Source organism: Streptomyces hamibioticus (assembly GCF_047946815.1).
Classification (GTDB): domain Bacteria; phylum Actinomycetota; class Actinomycetes; order Streptomycetales; family Streptomycetaceae; genus Streptomyces.
Genome location: NZ_JBKKQY010000001.1, coordinates 6,768,982 through 6,788,659 on the forward strand (window position 1 = coordinate 6,768,982; position 19,678 = coordinate 6,788,659).

Below are 19,678 nucleotides of genomic sequence, written 5' to 3' on the forward strand. Positions count from 1 at the left end.
GCGTCTCCTCACGCGCGGGGGTGAGTCGGGTCGGAGTGCGGCGCCGTCATGCTAGGACGCTTCTGACGGTTCGTCGCCGAACGCCGTGCCCGGCCGGTCGGGCCGGCTCCGGGCTTCCCGGTTCGACCGGCACCGCCTCGCCGTCCGTGCTCGCGCCGGTCGGCAGACGGGTTCGACAGCCGTCACAAGCGCCTTCGAGGCGTCGGCCGAGCGCACGGGACGAAGGCGTGACCCGGGCCCGGCAATCACTCCAAAGGGTGGTGGCGTGCGATGACTCACCGTATTGCTATTTCGGATGAATCGGGCGAAGGAGCGCCACTCGCCAGGAGTTTGTGACACTAGGTGATCGGCAGGTGACTTTATGCTGCGCCAGTGGAGCCGGCTGCCAGCCGGCCGGCAGACAACCCCGTTGCGAGGAAGGCCGGATCCGTGAACCTGGAGCCAACCCCCTACGACGAACGAGCCATCGCCGTCGTGGGCGTGTCCTGCAGACTGCCCGGCGGAATCGCCGGCATGGACAGTCTGTGGAGCGCCCTGCGCGACGGGCGTGACCTGGTGACCGACATGCCCGAGGACCGCTTCGACCCGGACCGCTTCGTGGACGCCGAGATGCCCCGGGCCGGCAAGAGCTACACGGCGGCGGGCGGTTTCCTGAACGACATCGAGCGCTTCGACGCCGCGTACTTCGGCATCTCACCGAAGGAAGCGGCGCACATGGACCCCCAGCACCGGCTGCTGCTGGAACTGACCACCGAGGCGCTGGACGACGCCGGCGTCGCCCCGGCGACCCTCGCGGGCACGGACACGGCCGTCTACATCGGCATCTCCGACGCGTCCTACGGCGCCCTGCAGATGCTCAGGCCGCGCGGCATCGGGCCCTACACGATGTCCGGTGCCGCCTCCTCCATCGCCGCCAACCGGCTCTCCCACGCGTTCGACCTGCGGGGGCCGAGCATGGCGGTGGACACCGCCTGCTCCTCCTCGCTCGTCGCCCTGGACCGCGCCTGCCGCACGCTCTGGGACGGCACGAGCCGTACCGCACTGTGCGGCGGCGCCAACATCCTGCTCAGCCCTTACCACTACGTCGGTTTCTCCCAGGCCGCGATGCTCTCGCGGCGCGGCAAGTGCGCGTCGTTCTCCGCCGACGCCGACGGCTTCGTGCGCGCCGAGGGCGGCGGAATGGTGCTCCTCAAACCGCTGAGCGACGCCCTCGCCGACGGCGACCGGGTGCACGGCGTGATCCTCGGCACCGCCAGCAACTGCGACGGACGCACGATGGGGCTGGCCCTGCCCAGCGCCGAGACGCAGGAGGCTCTGCTGCGCCAGGTGTACGCCGACTTCGGCGTGCACCCCGACGAACTGGTCTACTTCGAGGGGCACGGCACGGGCACCCCCGTGGGCGACCCGATCGAGGCGCAGGCGATCGGCCAGGCACTGGGCATCCGCCGCATCACCGGCCCGCTGCCGCTCGGTTCGGTCAAGACCAACCTGGGCCACCTGGAGCCCGCCTCCGGCATGGCCGGCCTCTGCAAGGCCCTGCTCGTGCTGCGCCACGGCACCATCCCCGCCTCGCTGCACGCCGACTCACCCAGCCCGATGATCGACTTCGCCGGCCTGGGCATCGACCTCGTCACCGAGAACCGCCCCCTCGCCGAGGCCGAACGACCGGTCATCGGCGTCAACTCCTTCGGATTCGGCGGCGCCAACGCCCACGCCATCGTCGCCGCCGCACCACCGCGGCCCGAACCGTTCCCGCCCACGGCCGCACCCGGCGAACTGCCCGTCGTGGTGACGGCGCGCACCGCCCAGGCACTGCGCGAAGCCCTCTCCCGCATGGCCGACCGCCTGGCGGCCGCGGACCAGGACGACTTCTACGACATCGCCTACACCTCCTGCCTGCGCCGCGGACAGCACGAGCACCGGGCGGCGATCCTCGCCGCCGGCGCCTCGGACGCCGCCGACCGGCTCACCCGTGTCGCCGACGAACCGTCCGGCGCGACGGTCCAGGCGGTACGCCACGGCCGGGTGGCGTTCGTCTTCGCCGGCAACGCCTCGCAGTGGGCGGGCATGGGCGCGGACCTGCTCGCACACGACGACGTGTTCCGCGCCGCGGTGGCGGCCGTGGACGCCGAACTCGCACCGCGGCTCGGCTGGTCGGTGGCGGACGAGCTGGCCCGGCCGGCGGATCAGTGGCGGCTGGAGGCCACCGAGGTCGCCCAGCCGCTGCTGTTCGCCGTGCAGGTGGGCGTCGTCGCCGTACTGCGGGACCAGGGCGTGGAGCCGGCCATGGTCCTCGGCCACAGCGTCGGAGAGGTCGCCGCGGCCCACACCGCGGGAGCCCTGACGCTCGCCCAGGCGGCGCAGGTGGTATTCGAGCGAAGCCGGGTGCAGGCCGCCACGGCCGGCACCGGCCGGATGGCCGCCGTCGGGCTGGGCCATGAGCAGGCCGCACAGGCACTGGAGCCGTACCGGGGCAGGCTGGAGGTGGCGGGCGTCAACAGCGACAAGGACGTGACCGTCGCCGGCGACGCCGCCGCGCTGGCCGCCCTCGGCGAGGAACTGACCGCACGGGGCGTCTTCTTCCGCGATCTCGGCCTGGACTACGCCTTCCACAGTCACGCCATGGACGGGCAGCGCGCCGCGCTCGCCGCCGCGCTGAAGGGGCTGGAGCCGGGCCCCGCCTCGGTGCCCTTCTACTCCACCGTCACCGGATCGCGCGCCGCCGGCCCGGATCTGGACGCGGAGTACTGGTGGCGCAACGTCCGGGAGCCGGTGCTGTTCGGCGCCGCCGTCGAGGAGGCCATGGAGGACGGCGCCGACGTCTTCCTGGAGATCGGCCCCCACCCCGTACTCCGCACCTACCTGCGGCGTATCGCGGGCACCCGCCCCCAGAGGACGACAGCCGTGCTGGCCACCCTGCACCGGGACGCGGACGGACCGCGCGACCTGACCGCCGCACGCGCCCGCCTGATCGCCGCCGGAGCGGTGACCGACTGGAAGCGGTACTTCCCCGCGCCGGGCAGGGTCACCGAACTGCCGGCCTACCCCTGGCAGCGGGAGCGCCACTGGGGCGGCGGCAAAGAGCTGTGGACCCCGGCCGGCCCCTACCGGCACCCCCTGCTGGGCTCCCGGATCACCGCACCCACTCCCCTGTGGTCGGGCGCCGTCGAACCGGTCCTGGTGCCGTGGCTCACCGACCACCGGGTGGCCGGGTCCTGCGTCATGCCCGCCACCGGCTACGTGGAGATGGCGCTGGCCGCGGGACGCGAGGCACTCGGCGAAGCGGCCGAGATGGAGCACCTGGAGATCAGCACCGCACTGGTCGTTCCCTGGGCGACCGCCTCCAGCGTCCAGCTCCACGTGTCGCTGAACCCGGACGACGGCGTCCTGCTGGTCGCCAGCAGCGACGACCAGTCCGACGAACCCCGCACCCACGCCCGGGCCCGCGTACGGCGCCTGATCACCCCCCGGCCGGCCCCGGCCGACCCCGCCCCCGGGTACGAACGGTGCCGGCAACGCCTCACCGCCGAAGACCACTACGCGCGCTGCGCGGCCGCCGGCCTCGGCTACGGCCCGTCCTTCCAGGTCCTGACCGAGCTGCACGTGGGCGAGGGAGAAGTCCTGGCCCACTACTCCTACGACCCGCCGGCCGCGCCCTGCGTCGTACACCCCGCCCTCCTCGACGGCGCCCTGCAGGCCGGCGTGCCGTTGCTCGCCGCGCGGCTGGACGAGGGCGAGGCCTACCTGCCCGCGCTCATCGCGGCCGTCCGCGTCTGGGACACGCCCGCGCCGACCGGCACGATCCGGCTGGTGGAACGGTCCCGGACCAACGACGAGGTGTGCTGGGACATCACCGTCAGCGATCCCGACGGCTCGGTGAGCGTCCAGCTCGACGGCTGCCGCATGCGCCGCTTCACCGCCGCCCAGCGGCCCCCGCTCACCGTCCTCGACACGGTGCTGCGCGCCGCGCCCTGGGAGCACGAGCCGAGCGCTCCCGCACCGATGCCCGCCCCCGAGCGGATCGCGGCGGCCTGCGCCGAGCCCATCAGGCGACTGCGGGAGGACTGGCGGACGCTGCGCTACGAGGACGTCGCACCCCTCGTCACCGACATGTACGCCGATCTGGTCGGCGACGTACTCGCCGACATGGTCCCCGACACCGGGTCACCGATCACCGACGACATGCTCCGAGCGAACCTGCACGAACGGCACACCAGGTTCCTCGACCTGATGCGACCCGCCCTGTGCCGGCGCGGGGTTCTCCTGCCCCAGCCGGACGGCCGGTACCGCCTCGAGCGCAAGGAGGTGGACCGCGCCTCGGTGATGTCGCGAGCCGCGAGCGAGGCGCCGGCGTTCGTGCACGTGCAGGCACTGCTCGCCCAGCAGGTGAACAAGCTCTCCGATGTGCTCCGGGACCGCCGCGACCCGATGGAACTGCTGGCCGACGACGCCTGCGTCAAGGCGCTGGAGCAGTTCTACGACACGGCCCCGGTCTGCCGCTTCCACAACCGGCTCGCGCGGGAGCTGCTGCGCGAGATCGTGCGCGCCTGGCCCGCCGACCGGCCGCTGCGGGTGCTGGAGGTGGGCGCGGGCACGGGTGGCACCACGGCCGCTCTGCTGCCGCTGCTGCCCGCGGAACGCACCTCGTACTGCTTCACCGACGCCTCGGCGTTCTTCTTCCCCCGGGCCCAGAAGCGCTTCGCGGACTACGCCTTCGTCGACTACCGCACCTTCGACCTCGATGTGGATCCCGTCGAGCAGGGCTTCACCGCCCACTCCTTCGACCTGGTGGTGGCGGGAAACGCACTGCACACGGCCAAGGACCTGAGCGCCGCCCTGCGCGGAGTCGCATCCCTCCTCGCCCCGAACGGCGGCCTGCTCGCCGTGGAGACCCACGAGGCGGACGTGCTGGCACCGTTGTTCGGCACCCTCGACAGCTTCTACGGGCAGACCGACACCGACCTGCGCCCGCACTCGCTGCTGCTGGCCCGCGACGCATGGCCCGGCCTGCTGGAGAAGTGCGGGTTCGCGGACGTGATCCAGACCGGTGACGACCGGGCCCCCGCCCGGGACCACTACTCCGTCCTGCTGGCCCGCGCGGGTGCGGCCCTGCCCGAGGCGACCGGGTCGACCGAGGCCCCCGAGGCGCCGGAGGAAACCGAGACCTCCGAGGGAGCCGGGGCGTCCGAGGCATCCCGGGAACGGGCCGCCGAACCGCTGGAGGTCCCGGCGACCCGGAAGGACACGGTGTTCCTGACCGCCGCCGAGACCCCCGGGGCACTGCCGCTGGCCACCGCGCTCACCGGCACCCTCACCGCGAGCGGCGGCAGGGCGACGGCACCGGCCCTGGCCGCCACCACCCGCCAGGACTGGCAGCGCCTCCTCGGCACCGCCGTCGGCGAGGAGAGCCCGGGCACCCTCGCCATCGTGCTGCTGCTCGGCGAGGCGGACGAGACGTCCCCGTCCGACGTGCTGGCGCGCGCCACGCAGCGGGCGGAGACGGTGCGCACCTGCGCCGTCGCCTGCACCGAACTGCCGGACGGTGTGCGGACGGAGCTGTGGCTGGTGACACAGCCCTGCGGGATCGCGGAGGGCGCCGAGAGCAGCCACCCCGCCGACGCCGTCCTGTGGGGGCTGGGCCGTTGCCTGGTCAACGAACTGCCGGACCTCGACTGCCGGCGGCTGTCCCTCCACCGCGGCGACGACGCGGACGGCGACGGGCGACGGCTCGCCCGCGAGCTGCTCCTCCCCGGTGACGAGGACGAGATCGTCCTCACCCGGCAGGGCCGGTTCGTGCCCAGGGTGGTGCCGCGCCCCGTCGCCGAACCCGCGACCGAGGGGATGTCGTACCAGCTGAACGTGCGCAACCCCGGCCTCTCCTACCAGCTCGAATGGCAGGAGACGGAACGTCCCGAACCGGGGCCGGGAGAGGTGCTGATCGACGTACGGGCCACCGCTCTCAACTACCGCGACATCATGCAGAGCGTCGGCCTGCTGCCCGCCGAGGCCGTCGAGGGAACGCCCACGGAGTCCGGCTGCGGACTGGAGTGCGCGGGCGTCGTCGTGGCCTGCGGACCGGACGTCACGCGATTCCGGCCGGGCGACCGCGTCGCCGGGCTGGCCGCCGCGTCACTGGCCTCCCACACCGTGACGACGGAGACGGGCCTGTGGCCGCTGCCCGACGACATGACGTACACGGAGGCGGCCACCATGCCGGTGGCCCTGACCACCGTCCACTACAGTCTCATCACCCTGGCACGGCTCCAGCCGGGAGAGACCCTCCTCGTGCACGGAGCGGCCGGCGGCGTCGGACTCGCCGCACTGCGCTACGCCTTCGAACGCGGTGCCGAGGTCATCGCCAGCGCCGGCAGCGAACTGAAGCGGGACTACCTGCGCGGCCTCGGCGTGAAGCACGTCCTGGACTCCCGCTCCCTCGACTTCGCCGACCACGTGCGGGACATCACCGGGGGCCGCGGAGTCGACGTGGTCCTCAACTCCCTGGCCGGCGAGGCCATCACCCGCAGTCTCGAACTCCTCCGCCCGGGCGGCCGCTTCCTGGAACTGGGCAAGCGCGACATCTACGAGAACAAGCCGCTGCTGCTCAACCCCTTCAAGAACAACATCGCCTTCTTCGGCGTGGACCTCACCAAGGTACTCAGCGAACCCGGACAGATCGACGCCCTGCTGCGGGACATGAACGGCGCGGTGGAGGGGGGAGCCTGGCGCCCGCTGCCGCACACCGCCTTCCCCGCGTCGCGGGTGGCCGAGGCATTCGCCCACCTGCAGCACTCGCGCCACATCGGCAAGGTGGTCGTCGCCTTCGACGACCTGGACGAACCACCGCTGGTGGTACGCCGACGCCAGGCACCGCGCCTGGACCCTGAGGGCACCTACCTGGTCACGGGAGGAACCGGAGGGTTCGGCGCGGCGACCGCGGCATGGCTCGCCGGCCTCGGCGCCCGGCACATGGCCCTCGTCAGCCGCCGCGGCGCACAGGCCCCGGAGGCCGAAGCGGTCCTCACCGGGCTGCGCGAACGCGGTGTGAGCGCCACGGCATACGCCGCCGACGCGGCCGACCCCGCCGCCATGGCGGAGGTGGTCGCGCGCATCGACGCCTCCGGACACCCCCTGCGGGGCGTCGTGCACGGGGCGATGCACCTGGACGACGAGGAGTTCGTCGCCCTGGACGCCGAGCGGATGGCCGCGGTGATGGCGCCGAAGATCGGCGGATCGATCGTCCTGGACACCCTGACCCGGGACCGCGACTGCGACCTCTTCCTCGTCCACTCCTCCGGCACGGGCACCGTCGGCACCGTGAAGCAGGCACCGTACGCCGCGGCCAACCTCTACATGGAGGGACTGGTCCGCAAGCGCCGCCGGAGCGGCGAGCCCGGCCTCGCCACCGCCTGGGGCGCGATCGGCGAGAGCGGCTATGTGGCACGCAACGAACTGGCCTCCGCCATGGCGGCCCTCGGCCTGCTGACGATCCACCCGTCCGAGGCGTTCGCCCAGGCGGAATTGCTTCTTCGCTCCGGCTGCGAATCGGCCTTCGTCTCACGGACCGACTGGGCCCGCCTGAGCAGACTGCTCGCCGTGGTCACCACGCCCCGACTGGCCGGCATGGTGCCGGCCGGCGGCGCCGGCGACGGGGTGAGCAAGGAGGAGCTGCTGCGCAAGCTGTCACAGATGACTCCCGAGGAGGCGCTCACCTACCTCACCGACCACCTCGCCGGCATGCTCGCCGAAGTCATGCAGATGGATCCCGCCCAGATCGACCCGCACCAGCGCGTCGACACCTACGGTCTGGACTCGCTCATGGCCGCGGAACTCCTCGTCACCCTCCAGACCCGTTACGAGGTCGAGATCCCGCCCATGGAACTGCTCCGCAGCGCCAACGGCACCCTCGCCGACATCGCCAAGCTCGTGCACCTCCGCCTCGGGCTGGCCGGCAGCGTGGCCACCGAGGCCCCGGGCCTGCCGTCACCGCGAGAGGCCGGCACACCCGGGACCGACGGGGTCCAGGTACCTCACCAGTCGGACACCGAAGAGCAGGCGACTGCCACCGGTTCCTGAACCCTCTCGTCGTCTCCGTCCCTGTGCCGGGCGCCGCAGCCCGGACGGCCACCGGGCCCGGCACAGGGAACCGCAGCGGCATCGAAGGAGAAGCGTCACCGTGACTGATCCGTTTACTCCGGGCGGCTGCGTGTCGACGCCGTCCGCGTCACCCAGCGGGCCGTGGACCCGGACCAGGAGCCGGCGGCCGGGCGCGGACGTGCGGCTGTACTGCTTCCCGTTCGTCGGGGCCGCGGCGGAGCTGTACCTGCCGCTGGCCGCCTTCCTGCCCGAAGCCGTCGACTGGTGTTCCCTGGAACTGCCCGGCCACGGCATCCGGTTCCGTGAGCCGCTGGTGCGCGACGTGACCGGGCTGGCCCGGGTCCTGGCGGAAGTGGTGGCTCGCGACGCGGCGGGCCGGCCGTTCGCCTTCTTCGGGCACTGCACCGGCGGGCTGCTGGCGTACGAGACCGCTTGTGCGCTGGCCGTCGCCCGGCTGCCCGGTCCCGAACTGCTGGCCGTCTCGGCGATGGTCCCGCCGCACCGTTACCAGCGCCACATGGCGAACGCAGTGCGGCGCCCCGCACTGCGTCCCCTGCTGTCCGACATGATCGCGGACGCGCACCAGCGCGGCGCCACCGTGGGGGCGTTCGCCAAGTGGGAGCTCGCCGCCTACATGACGCACACCCCGGTTCTCGCCCCGGCCCTGACCTGTCCGGTGACCGTCACCGGTGGCGACGACGACTACTTCTTCCCGCCCGATCAGCTCGACGGCTGGGCGGCCCACACCACGGCCGGCCCGGTCGTCGTCCGGCTGTATCCGGGACGCCACATGTACCTGATGGATCACTGGCAGCGTCTCGCGGAAGATCTCGCCGGGGATCTCGAACGGGTGACCGGCGTCGCTCGATGAGAGGAGCAGCCGTCGCCGGCGGGCCCCGCGGCACGGTGTGACGCCCGCTATCGCAGCCGTTCCATGACCAGAAGCGCCGCGTCGTCGTCGAGGTCGCCGTCGACGTGGTGGAGGAGGTCCTCGCGCAAGCCGGCGACGAGCGCGGGAAGCCGCCGGGAGGCGTGGGCCTGGGCGCGGGCGGCCAGGTCGTAGAAGCGACCCGTGCGGTCGCGGGCCTCGATGAAGCCGTCCGTGTACAGCAGGAGCCGGTCACCCGGGAGGAAGGGGACGGACTGTGCCGCCGGTGCGATGCCGATCAGGTCGCCCAGGCCCAGCGGCGCCCCGGGCTGCTCGCAGGTGTGGCGGCGGACCCGGCCGGAGCTGAGGCTCAGGGGCTCGGGGTGACCGCAGTGGACCAGGCGGGCCACCGGCCGGTCGGGAGCCACCTCGACCAGGAGGGCCGTGGCGAAGCGCTCGGTGAACAGCGCACGGCACTCCCCGTCCACGGACTCCCGTTCCAGGGCGGCGATCCGCCGCCGGGCGCTCTCGTCCAGCCGGCGGGCCACCGCGGCCAGGGACGGCTCTGTGTAGGCCAGTTCGCGGAACGCGCCGAGCAGCGCGGCCGACGCGCCGACCGCGGTCAGTCCCTTGCCCCGTACGTCACCGATCAGGACGCGGATGCCGTAGGGCGTGGGAAGCGCCTCGTAGAAGTCACCGCCGATCCTCGCCTCCGCCTCGGCGGGCAGGTACACGCCGCACAGTTCCAGGGGATCGATGCGGCGGGGCAGCGGGTGCAGCAGCGCGCGCTGCGCGGTCTCGGCGACGGAGCGCACCTGGCGCAGTTCCCGTTCCCCGCGCCGCCGCAGCGCACAGGCGGCGAGACCGGTGAGCGCCATGACGAACACGCTCAGCAGCGTCACGTCGGAGTCCGGGGTCCCCCACAGCCCGGTGGCCACCTGCAGCAGGGCGGTGGCGACGAGGGCGGCGCAGGCCATGACCGCCGTCCCCCACAGGGGCAGGGTGACGGCCGCCAGTACCGGGACGGCGGCCATGACCGGCGTGACGTGCAGCCAGCCCGGGGTCAGCAGGTCGGTCGCCGTCACGGCGATCAGCAACAGGACCGGGGCGAGGCCCTGCAGGGTCCGGAGCCGGTGCGCGCGGGCCGCCTTGCGCGCCGCCGTGGAGGCGATCTCGGGGAGTTCGGTGTCGATGGGGGCGTCATGCATGGTGCTCGTGGGGTGCCGGTCGGGAGGGTGCCTCGGGGGATGTGGCGGGCACGGCGCTGGCCAGGCCGGTCAGGATCGCGTCCAGGTGACACAGGAGGGCGTCCTCGACGCCGGGACCGGGGCCCGGGCCGGGATCGGGGGCGGTGCCGCGGCCGGGACCGGGGCCGTCGGCTTCGGCATGAGCCGTGTGGAGGCGGCCGAGCGCCCGGCGGGCAGGCGGCAGCGCCGGGTGGGGCCGGCCACCCCGGCAGTCGTACACGCACACGGCGGTGGTGCGCAGCAGCCGGGCGTACCACCGGGTGCGTGAGTGGCCGTCAGGGCCGGGTGAGCGCGCGGACTCCCGCGCCGGCCGCTCGTCCAGCAGGCGGCCCATCGCGCACACATGCTCCGCCACCTCGGCGAGGGCACCCAGGACGCAGTGGTCCAGATGCCAGCGGCGTCGGCGCGCGACGGGCCGGACGTTCCAGCGCATGCTCTCGTGCGCCTCCCGCACGGCGGTGCGTGCCTCGGCCACCGCCTCACCGACAGCGGACCGCCAGTCGGGTCCGAGCACGTCCTGGGGCCGCTCGCCCCGGTCCACCGCTCGGGCCAGCTCGTCGAGACAGCCGGCGAGCCGGGACCGCAGACGGTCCAGCGCGTATTCCGCCGGCCGTATCCGCACCGCGGGGAGCAGCAGCGCGCTGCTCGCCAGTCCCACCACGATGCCCACCGCGATCTCCGTGACGTGCGTCGACAGTTCGGCCGTGTGGCGTCCGCGGACCAGGGCGAAGGTGAGCAGGGCGGTCATCGGCACGTGCAGGCCGTGGTGTCCCAGGAACCCGCGCCGGGTCGTCAGCACGCAGACGAAGACGATCAGCCCCAGGCCCACCACGTCCGGCCCGCCGAGCAGGGCGGCCGGCACGGCGAGCACCGCGCCGATCAGGCATCCCGCCGCGTACCGGGCCGCGGACGCGGCCGTTCCCACGACGGTGGTCTCCACGACGAGCAGCGCTGCCAGCGCACCGCTGTACGGCTGCGGTTGGTGCAACAGGCTGTCGCACACCTGCCAGGACACACCGGCCGCCACGGTGGCCCGCGTGGCGTCCGCCCAGCCGGCCGTGTCCCATCGCGGGGCGGCCGCCGGTGGGCCGGTGCCCGGCAGCCCGGCGGACGGCACCGCGGCGGTGGGTTCGCCAGGAGGCCACGGACGGCTTCCGGGTGTCTGCATGCGCATACCGGGCGTCCCTCCAACCCTGTTGGCTCCGCCGTCACCGCGGCGCTCCACGGCCCGGCCGACGATCGACCAGAATAGTGCGACAAATAGGGCATAAAGCAAATAAGGTTCTCTTTGGGTGTCTCAAAGAGCGGCAGCGGTACTCCGGTCTCGGCGGATGGCGCGGGCGACCAACGCGCGCAGGAAGCGGACGTACGGGGACCACCGGGCCGGGCGGGACACCGATCCCGTGCAGGCGAGTTCGGCGCGGTCGAAGGCATCCTCCATGCAGGCGTCGTGCATGGGGCGGAAGGCCAGCGGCCAGGTGAGCCGGGCCAGTCCGCTGGTGGACATCGTCAATGTGTGGTGCAGCCGCGTGTGCTGCGGGCCGGCCGGCAGCACGGCCAGCTCGTGGAAGCCGTGGAAGCCCCGGGGGCCGGTGAACTCGAAGCGGATCCAGCGCCCGGGTGCGTATCCCGACACGGAGTACCGCACGGGCCCGTGGCCACCCACCGCGCCGGGCCCCAGCGGGCGGTCGAACTCCATCGGCGACCAGTGGTGGCCGGGCCACAGCCGGTCGCCGTCCCCGCTCGCCAGGGTGTCGATGAGCGCCCCCACCTCGCCCTCCTCGGCGGCCAACAGGCGTTCGTGCACGTTGTGGACGCCCATGCGTCCTCCCTCCCTCATATTGGAGACCTCTCTCCAATAAATTGGAGGGTACTCTCTGATTCATGGCGAGACCACCCCGCTTCCACACCGACCAGCTCCTCGACGCCGCCGTCCGTCTCGCCGCCGCCGGCGGACCGGCCGCCGTGACCATGTCGGCGGTCGCCCAGGCCGTCGGCGCCCCCAGCGGCTCCCTCTACCACCGCTTCGCCGGGCGCACGGCACTTCTTGCCGAGGTGTGGCTGCGGACCGTCGAGCGCTTCCAGGAGGGCTACCACGCCGTCCTCGGCAGCGAGAGCGACCCGCGCCGGGCGGCGCGTGCCGCCGCCCGCCACGTGGTCGCCTGGAGCCGGGAGCATCCGGACGAAGCCGCCCTGCTCCTCTACGGTGCCGCCGACTTCGGCCGCGCCGAGTGGTCCGAGGAGCACACCCGGCGTGCCGACTCCGGCAACCGGCGGGTGTACGCCTCCCTGCATGCCCTCGCCGAGGCCCTGGGTGCCACGGACGAGCAGGGCCGCGACCGGGTCGCCCTGGCCCTGGTCGACCTGCCGCTGTCCGTGGTCCGCCGCCACCTGCGCGCGGGCACGCCGCTGCCGCGGTACGCCGAGAACCTCACGGAGGAGTGCGCGGAGGCGCTGCTGCGCTGACGGCTCGGGGCACAGCCGCCGGCGTCACTTGGTCGCTCCCTGCGCGAAGCCGTTGTAGATGTAGCGCTGCAGGAACAGGAACACCAGCAGGGTCGGCACGATCACCAGGACCGTGCCGGCCGAGATGTGCTCCCAGTGCGCCCCGAAGGGTCCCTTGAAGCGGAACAGCGCGGTGGAGATGGTGCCGAGTTCCTCCGCGGGCATGTAGAGGAACGGGATGTAGAAGTCGTTGTAGACGGTGATCCCCTTGATGATCACGACGGTGGCGACGGCCGGCTTCAGCAGGGGCAGGATGATCTTCCAGTAGATGGTGAGGGCGTTCGCCCCGTCCAGGCGTGCGGCCTCGTCGAGGGAGACCGGGATCCCCCGGATGAACTGCAGGAAGACGTAGATCGAGACGATGTCCGTCCCCATGTAGAGCAGGATGGGCGCCCAGAGGCTGTTGAACAGGCCGAAGCTGTTGACCACTTGGAAGGTGGCGACCTGGGTGGTGACCCCCGGGACCAGGGTGGCGATCAGGAACAGCGCCATGACCGGCTTCTTCGCGCGGAAGTCGAACCGGTCGACGGCGTAGGCCGTCATCGACCCGATGAGGACGGTTCCGGTGATCGAGAAGAGCAGGATGAACGCCGTGTTCCCGAAGGCCGAGAGCATCCTGCCGTCGGTGAACGCCGTCGCGTAGTTGCCGAAGTTGAGCCAGTCGTCCGGCAACGACAGCGCGCCGCCGTCGGCGACCTCCTCGGACGTCTTCAGCGAGGTCAGGAAGACGACGGCGAGCGGGACCAGCACGATCAGCGACGCGACGACCAGCGACAGGTAGGTCAGGGCCGGTGCGATCCGGCGACGGCGCCGGGCGGGCAGGAGCGTGGTCATACGAGGTCCACCTTCTCGTCGGGCAGGACACGGCGCTGGATCCAGGTGATCAGCAGGATGATCAGCAGCAGGACGACCGCGGCGGCCGACGCCAGGCCCGTCTTGTTGAACTGGAAGGCGAGCTTGACCGTCTGGATGACGAACGTCTCGGTGCCGGTCGCGCCGCCGGTCATGATGTACGGGATCTCGAACACGGACAGGGACCCGGAGATCGCCAGGATGACGCTGAGGCTGACCACCGGCCGGATGCTCGGGGCGATGATGTGCCGGAACTGCTGCCACCGGGTGGCCCCGTCCAGCTCGGCCGCCTCGTACAGCTCGGCGGGAATCGACTGGATCGCGCCCAGGAACAGCACGAAGTTCAGTCCGGTGAACCGCCACACGGAGACCCCGGCGAGCGAGGTGTTCGCCGACGTGGGGTCGCCGAGCCACGCGTGGTCGGAGCCGGCGCCGAACCAGGACAGCACCGAGTCGAGCGTGCCGCCGTCCTGGAAGAAGTAGAGGAAGACGAAGCCGATCGCCACGCCGTTGATCAGGTAGGGGAAGAACAGGATCCCCTTGAAGAGGTTCCTCAAGCGCAGGTCGAAACTGAGGACGGTCGCGAAGTACAGGGCGATCGCGATCTGCACGGCGGAGGCCGCGAGGTAGTAGAGGCTGACGAAGAACACCCGGAACAGCTCGGAGCGGGTGAAGATCTGCCGGTAGTTGTCGAAGCCCGTGACGTCGCGGTCGGGGCTGACGCCGTCCCAGTCGGTGAAGCTGAAGTAGATCATGTTCCCCACGGGCACGTAGGTGAACGTGACCAGCAGGCCCAGGGGGAGCGCGAGGAAGAGCCACGGAGTGAGGCGGCGCAGCAGGGTGCCGCGTGGGGGCGGGGGCCGGCGCACCGCCTGGTGGGGACGGGCGGCGCTTGGCACTTTCGCGGGTGCCGTGTCGATCGTCTCTGGCATGTCGGGCCTTTCGTCGTCCGCTGATCCGCGGCGGGCGGCCGGCCCCGTCCGCGGGTCCGGGGGCGGGGCCGGTGAGCGACGGCTGGGGGAGTGGGAGGGCGCCCGTGGTGCGTCAGGAACCCACGGTCCTGGCCGCCTCGTTCCACCTCTTGTCGAGGTCCGCGAAGAAGTCCCGCACGTTGCCCTTCCGCGCACCGCGAGCGGTGTCGATGAGCTTCTGCCGGTAGTCCGGCTTGTTCAGGCCGATCTCGGCCGCGTTGTCGATCGCGTTCACCGCGCCGGTCTCGGCCTCGGAGCGCTCCAGGAGGGTGACATCGTTGTCAAGGAAGTCCCCGAGCGTGCTGGGCATCGGGGCGGACTTCAGCGCCGGCACGGCGCCCTCCTCGGCGGAGAAGCCGGATTCCTCCGTGAACCAGTCGATCCAGGCCCGCGCGGCGGTCTTGTGGCCGGAGTGGATGTTGACCGCCTGCTGGTAGTCGGAGGCGAGGACGGCGCAGTACGCGCCGTCCTTCTGTGCCGGGAAGGGCATGAAGCCGATGTCGTCCGGGTCGGTGCCGGCCCGTCGCGCCGCGTCGCGCATCTGGGTGATGGCCCAGGAGCCCAGCTGCATGGTGGCGACCTCCCCCTTGGCGATCATGCCCTTGGACGCCTCCCAGTTGGTGGTGTTGGGGTCCTTCTCGGACAGGCCGCCCTCGACGATGTCGTGGAGCAGCGAGTCGATCGTGTGCAGCTCGCTGCCCTCCCGCCACGGGGACACCGGCCCGGCGAGCTTGTCGTTCGCCTCGGCGTCGCAGGTGACCGAGCCGATGCTGTTGCTCCACGCGGTCAGTGGCCAGCCGTCCTTGAAGTTCGTGTAGTACGGCACCGAGTCCGTCCTGGACCCGATGGCCTTCAGGTTCGCGAGGAACTCCTCGGGGGTGGCCGGCCACTCGGTGATGCCGGCCTTCTTCCAGACCGCCTTGTTGTAGAGGAAGCCGTTGGCGGTGCCGAAGCTGGCGATGCCGTAGACCTTGCCGCCGACCTCGCTCTTGTCGCTGAAGCGGTACTTGCCGCCCAGCTCTCCGGCGCCGCCCAGCGGGGCGAAGAACTTCGGGTAGTCGTTCTTGGCGACGGCGGCCGGGATCATCAGGACGTCGCCGTAGTCCTCCGTGTTCATCCGGATCCTGACCTCACCCTCGTAGTCGGTGAGGGCCTCGAACTCCACCTTCACCTTGGGGTAGATCTTGTTGAACTCGGCGGCGTACTCGTCCATCGTCCCGTCCTGGACGAGGTCGGTGCGGTGGGTCAGGACCTTGATGGTGCCCGAGGCGTCGGCGGGACCGGCGGGTGGCTTCGCCGTCTCACCGGTGGCCGCGCCCTGTCCGCCGCATCCCGTGACGGTCAGGATCGCGACGGCCAGAAGCGCTCCCGTGAGCGTCTTCTTCTTCCCCATGTGCCCAGCTCCTTCAGGTTCGCGGCTCAGCTCTGCGGGTGGGATGTCGGCACTATGGCAGGCGGGTGTGAACCGGTAAAGCTCCGATATCCGGCGCGATGCCCAATCGTTACCCGAGGGGTCGAGTGGATGGATCTGACGTGCTGAAATCGATGAGGCACGAAACTCGTGATCACTAGACCGGTTTATGGACAGTGGCTGATCAGCGGGGTTAGGTTGTCGGCCGTCGACCATCCACCGGCCTGAGTCAGGCGATTGGAGCCGCGCCATGAAGGACGTCACCCAGCTCACCGAGGGCTGGAGCCTGTGCCATGGGGAGGAACTGCTCAAGGCCACGGTGCCCGGCTGCGTCCACACCGATCTGCTGGCCGCCGGGGTCATCCCCGACCCGTTCACCGGCCGCAACGAGACCGACGTCGCGTGGGTGGGGCGGCGCGCCTGGACCTACGTCCGTCACCTGGAGTACGACAGTGCGCACGAGCGCACCGACCTGGTCTTCGACGGCCTCGACACGGCCGCGTACCTGACGCTGGCCGGCCGCCCGGTCGGCACCACCCGCAACATGCACCGCCGCCACCGCTTCGACGTCACCGGCCGCACCGGCCGGCTGGAGGTCCGCTTCGCCTCCGCCTACGACGAGGCCGCGGCCGTGCGCGCCGCCACGGGGGAGCGGCCCAACGTCTATCCGGAACCGTCGCAGTACATCCGCAAGATGGCCTGCAACTTCGGATGGGACTGGGGCCCGACGCTGGTGACCGCCGGCATCTGGCGTCCGGTGCGGCTGGAGCACTGGTCCACCGCCCGCATCGCCCACGTGCGCCCCCTGGTCACCGTGGACGAGGACACCGGCCGGGTGCAGGTACGGCTGGAGATCGAACGCACCGCACCGGGGCGGGGACGCGCGCTGCGCGCCGAGGCCCGGGTGGCCGGCGCCCGCGCCGAGGCCGTCCTCGACGGCGACGAGGCGGTGCTCGACCTGGAGGTGCCCGGTGCGCGCCTGTGGTGGCCGCGCGGCTACGGCGAACAGCCCCTGTACGACCTCCACCTCACCCTGGGCGACGACGAGGGCGCCCTCCTCGACACCTGGCACCGCCGGATCGGCTTCCGCACGGTCGAGCTGGACCGCACGGCCGACGAGCACGGCACCGGCTTCACCCTCGTCGTCAACGGCGTGCGGATCTTCGCCCGCGGCGTCAACTGGATCCCCGACGACGCCTTCCCCTCCCGCCTCACCCCCGAGCGCTACCGGACCCGGCTCACCCAGGCCGCCGAGGCCAACATCGACCTGGTGCGGGTGTGGGGCGGCGGCATCTACGAGGACGACGCCTTCTACGACGCCTGCGACGAGCTGGGCCTGATGGTGTGGCAGGACTTCCTCTTCGCCTGCGCCGCCTACCCCGAGGAGCAGCCGCTGCGCGGCGAGGTGGAGGCCGAGGCGCGTGACAACGTTGTCCGGCTCATGCCGCACCCCTCGCTCGTGCTGTGGAACGGCAACAACGAGAACCTGTGGGGCTTTCGCGACTGGGACTGGGAGGGCCCGCTGGCCGGGGACTCCTGGGGCGAGGGCTACTACCTCGGCCTGCTGCCCCGCATCGTCGCCGAGCTGGACCCGACCCGCCCCTACACCGCCGGCAGCCCCTGGTCCGGTTCCTGGGACCGCCACCCCAACGACCCGGCGCACGGCACCCATCACTCCTGGGAGGTGTGGAACCGCCGGGACTACGCCGAGTACCGGGCGAGCGTCCCCCGGTTCGTCGCGGAGTTCGGCTGGCAGGCACCGCCCGCGCAGGCCACCCTGCGGCGCGCCCTGCCCGGTGAGGACCTCGCCCCCGACTCCCCGGGGATGCTCCACCACCAGAAGGCCGAGGACGGCAACGGCAAGCTCGACCGCGGCGTCGCCCGCCACTTCCCCCTGCCCGAGGGCGACTTCGACCGCTGGCACTACCTGACCCAGCTCGTGCAGGCCCGTGCCGTCGCGGCGGGCATCGAGCACTGGCGTTCGCACTGGCCCGTCTGCGCCGGCACGGTCGTCTGGCAGCTCAACGACTGCTGGCCCGTCACCTCCTGGGCCGCCATCGACGGCGACGGCCGCCTCAAGCCCCTGTACCACGAGCTGCGCCGGGTGTACGCCGACCGGTTGCTGACCCTCCAGCCGGGCACCGACGGCCCGGTGCTCGCCGCGGTCAACCAGTCCGCCGGGCCGTGGCGGACGACGGTGACGCTGCGCCGGTCGGAAGCGGACGGGACCCCGGTTCGCGAGGGCGTCCTCGACGTGACCGCCGAGCCCCGCTCGGTCGTGCGGCTCCCGGTGCCCCCCGGCCTCGTGCCGGACCGGCAGTCCGGCAAGGAGTTCCTGGTGGCCGACGCCGACGGGCTGCGCGCGCTGCACTTCCCGGTCGCCGACAAGGACTTCGCCTACCCGCGGCCCGCCTACGACGTCGACGTGGAGCCCGTGGCCGGACGGGAGGATAGAGTCGACATCGTGGTGAGCGCCCGTACCCTCGTCCGAGATCTTCTGCTCCAGGCCGACCGGCTCGGCCCCGCCGCCGTCTGCGACCGCGGCCTGCAGACCCTGCTGCCCGGGGAGCGGACACGCATGCGGGTCACCGGCTGCGGCACCGTCGGCGTGGAGGACGTCAGGGCCGCTCTGCACTGCGTGGACGTGACGTGAGTGGCTCGGCGGAGCGGGTCACGATCAAGGACGTCGCCGCCCGGGCCGGGGTGTCCAAGGGTGCGGTGTCGCTGGCCTTCAACCACAAGCCCGGGGTGTCCGCCGCCACCCGGGAGCGGATCTTCGCGGCGGCCCGGGAACTGGGCTGGGCCCCGAGCGCGACCGCGCGCAGCCTGTCCAGCCGGCGGGTGGACGTCGTCGGCCTCGCCCTGTGCCGGCCCGCCCGGCTGCTCGGCCTCGAACCGTTCTACATGGACTTCATCTCCGGTATCGAGAGCGTCCTGGTGGAGCGGTCCTGCTCGCTGCTGCTGCGGCTGGTGCGCGACCTCGACGAGGAGATCGCCCTCTACAAGGAGTGGTGGGGCGGCCGGATGATCGCGGGGGCGATCCTGGTGGACTTCCGCGAGAACGACCCCCGGCTGCCGTCCCTGCAGGGCATCGGGATGCCCGCCGTCGCCGTCGGCCACCCCTCCCTCACCGGCCCGTTCCCGGCGGTGTGGACCGACGACGCCTCCGCGGTCGCCGAGGCCGTCCGTTACCTGGCGGCCCTCGGCCACCGCAGGATCGCCCGCGTCGGCGGCCCGGCCGACCTCGGCCACAGCGCCATCCGGGAACGCGCCTTCGCGGCCACCACACGGGACCTCGGGCTGGAGGAGGCCCGGCAGATGGCCACGGGCTTCGACGAGAAGGAGGGCGCCCGCGCCACCCGCTCGCTGCTGCTCGCCGCGGACCGTCCCACCGCGATCGTCTACGACAACGACATCATGGCGGTCGCCGGCGCGGGTGTCGCCGCCGAGATGGGATTCACGGTCCCCGACGACCTGTCGCTGGTCGCCTGGGACGACTCCCAGCTGTGCCGCATCACTCACCCGACGCTGTCGGCGATGAGTCACGACGTGCACCACTTCGGTGCCGAGGTGGCGCGTGTCCTGTTCGACGTGATCAGCGGAACGCACACCGGTGCGCACCAGGCGCCGACGCCCACCCTGACACCACGCGGCTCCACCGCCCGGGCGCCGGAGGCCGGCCCGTAGGCGGTGAACGCGCGCAGGGCCGCACCCTCTGGGTGCGGCCCTG

Annotated in this window: 11 protein-coding genes; 5 read left to right on the forward strand and 6 right to left on the reverse strand. The window is 72.2% G+C overall.

Annotated elements, in window-relative coordinates:
• Positions 1-429 precede the first annotated feature (429 nt).
• Together ACLGIH_RS30895 and ACLGIH_RS30900 are read left to right on the forward strand one after the other, a co-directional pair.
• Positions 430-8,073, forward strand: a complete 7,644-nt coding sequence (locus tag ACLGIH_RS30895) for an SDR family NAD(P)-dependent oxidoreductase (protein ID WP_416528574.1) — start codon at positions 430-432, stop codon at positions 8,071-8,073.
• A 100-nt stretch (positions 8,074-8,173) separates the two neighbouring features.
• The gene (locus ACLGIH_RS30900; protein WP_416528575.1) at positions 8,174-8,965 is read left to right on the forward strand and encodes a thioesterase II family protein; all 792 of its coding nucleotides are present in this window, start codon (positions 8,174-8,176) and stop codon (positions 8,963-8,965) included.
• Between the two features lie 47 nt (positions 8,966-9,012).
• Here ACLGIH_RS30900 and ACLGIH_RS30905 read toward each other — a convergent pair whose 3' ends face one another.
• From ACLGIH_RS30905 to ACLGIH_RS30915, 3 genes are all read right to left on the reverse strand, one after another.
• Positions 9,013-10,170: a PP2C family protein-serine/threonine phosphatase gene (locus tag ACLGIH_RS30905; protein WP_416528576.1), complete on the reverse strand. Its 1,158-nt coding sequence runs from the start codon at positions 10,168-10,170 to the stop codon at positions 9,013-9,015.
• Complete coding sequence (locus ACLGIH_RS30910) at positions 10,163-11,377, reverse strand: FUSC family protein (protein ID WP_416528577.1); 1,215 nt, start codon at positions 11,375-11,377, stop codon at positions 10,163-10,165. The genes ACLGIH_RS30905 and ACLGIH_RS30910 overlap by 8 nt, the downstream gene beginning before the upstream one ends.
• 129 nt (positions 11,378-11,506) lie before the next feature.
• Positions 11,507-12,031, reverse strand: a complete 525-nt coding sequence (locus ACLGIH_RS30915) for an SRPBCC family protein (RefSeq protein WP_416528578.1) — start codon at positions 12,029-12,031, stop codon at positions 11,507-11,509.
• 62 nt (positions 12,032-12,093) lie between these two features.
• On the opposite strand from ACLGIH_RS30915, the gene ACLGIH_RS30920 reads away from it, so the two are divergent.
• Complete coding sequence (locus ACLGIH_RS30920; protein ID WP_416528579.1) at positions 12,094-12,675, forward strand: TetR/AcrR family transcriptional regulator; 582 nt, start codon at positions 12,094-12,096, stop codon at positions 12,673-12,675.
• A gap of 24 nt (positions 12,676-12,699) precedes the next feature.
• Here the strand turns inward: ACLGIH_RS30920 and ACLGIH_RS30925 are convergent, their stop codons facing one another.
• The 3 genes from ACLGIH_RS30925 to ACLGIH_RS30935 form a co-directional block, all read right to left on the reverse strand.
• Entirely contained in the window at positions 12,700-13,548 is an 849-nt protein-coding gene (locus ACLGIH_RS30925) for a carbohydrate ABC transporter permease (protein WP_416528580.1), read from the reverse strand.
• Positions 13,545-14,498, reverse strand: a complete 954-nt coding sequence (locus ACLGIH_RS30930) for a carbohydrate ABC transporter permease (protein WP_416528581.1) — start codon at positions 14,496-14,498, stop codon at positions 13,545-13,547. The genes ACLGIH_RS30925 and ACLGIH_RS30930 overlap by 4 nt, the downstream gene beginning before the upstream one ends.
• Positions 14,499-14,610: 112 nt before the next feature.
• Complete coding sequence (locus tag ACLGIH_RS30935; protein WP_416528582.1) at positions 14,611-15,930, reverse strand: ABC transporter substrate-binding protein; 1,320 nt, start codon at positions 15,928-15,930, stop codon at positions 14,611-14,613.
• Positions 15,931-16,198: 268 nt separating this feature from the next.
• On the opposite strand from ACLGIH_RS30935, the gene ACLGIH_RS30940 reads away from it, so the two are divergent.
• Together ACLGIH_RS30940 and ACLGIH_RS30945 are read left to right on the forward strand one after the other, a co-directional pair.
• Positions 16,199-18,601, forward strand: a complete 2,403-nt coding sequence (locus ACLGIH_RS30940; RefSeq protein ID WP_416528583.1) for a glycoside hydrolase family 2 protein — start codon at positions 16,199-16,201, stop codon at positions 18,599-18,601.
• Positions 18,598-19,635, forward strand: coding sequence for a LacI family DNA-binding transcriptional regulator (locus ACLGIH_RS30945; RefSeq protein ID WP_416528584.1), 1,038 nt, complete (start codon positions 18,598-18,600; stop codon positions 19,633-19,635). The genes ACLGIH_RS30940 and ACLGIH_RS30945 overlap by 4 nt, the downstream gene beginning before the upstream one ends.
• Positions 19,636-19,678: the final 43 nt, after the last annotated feature.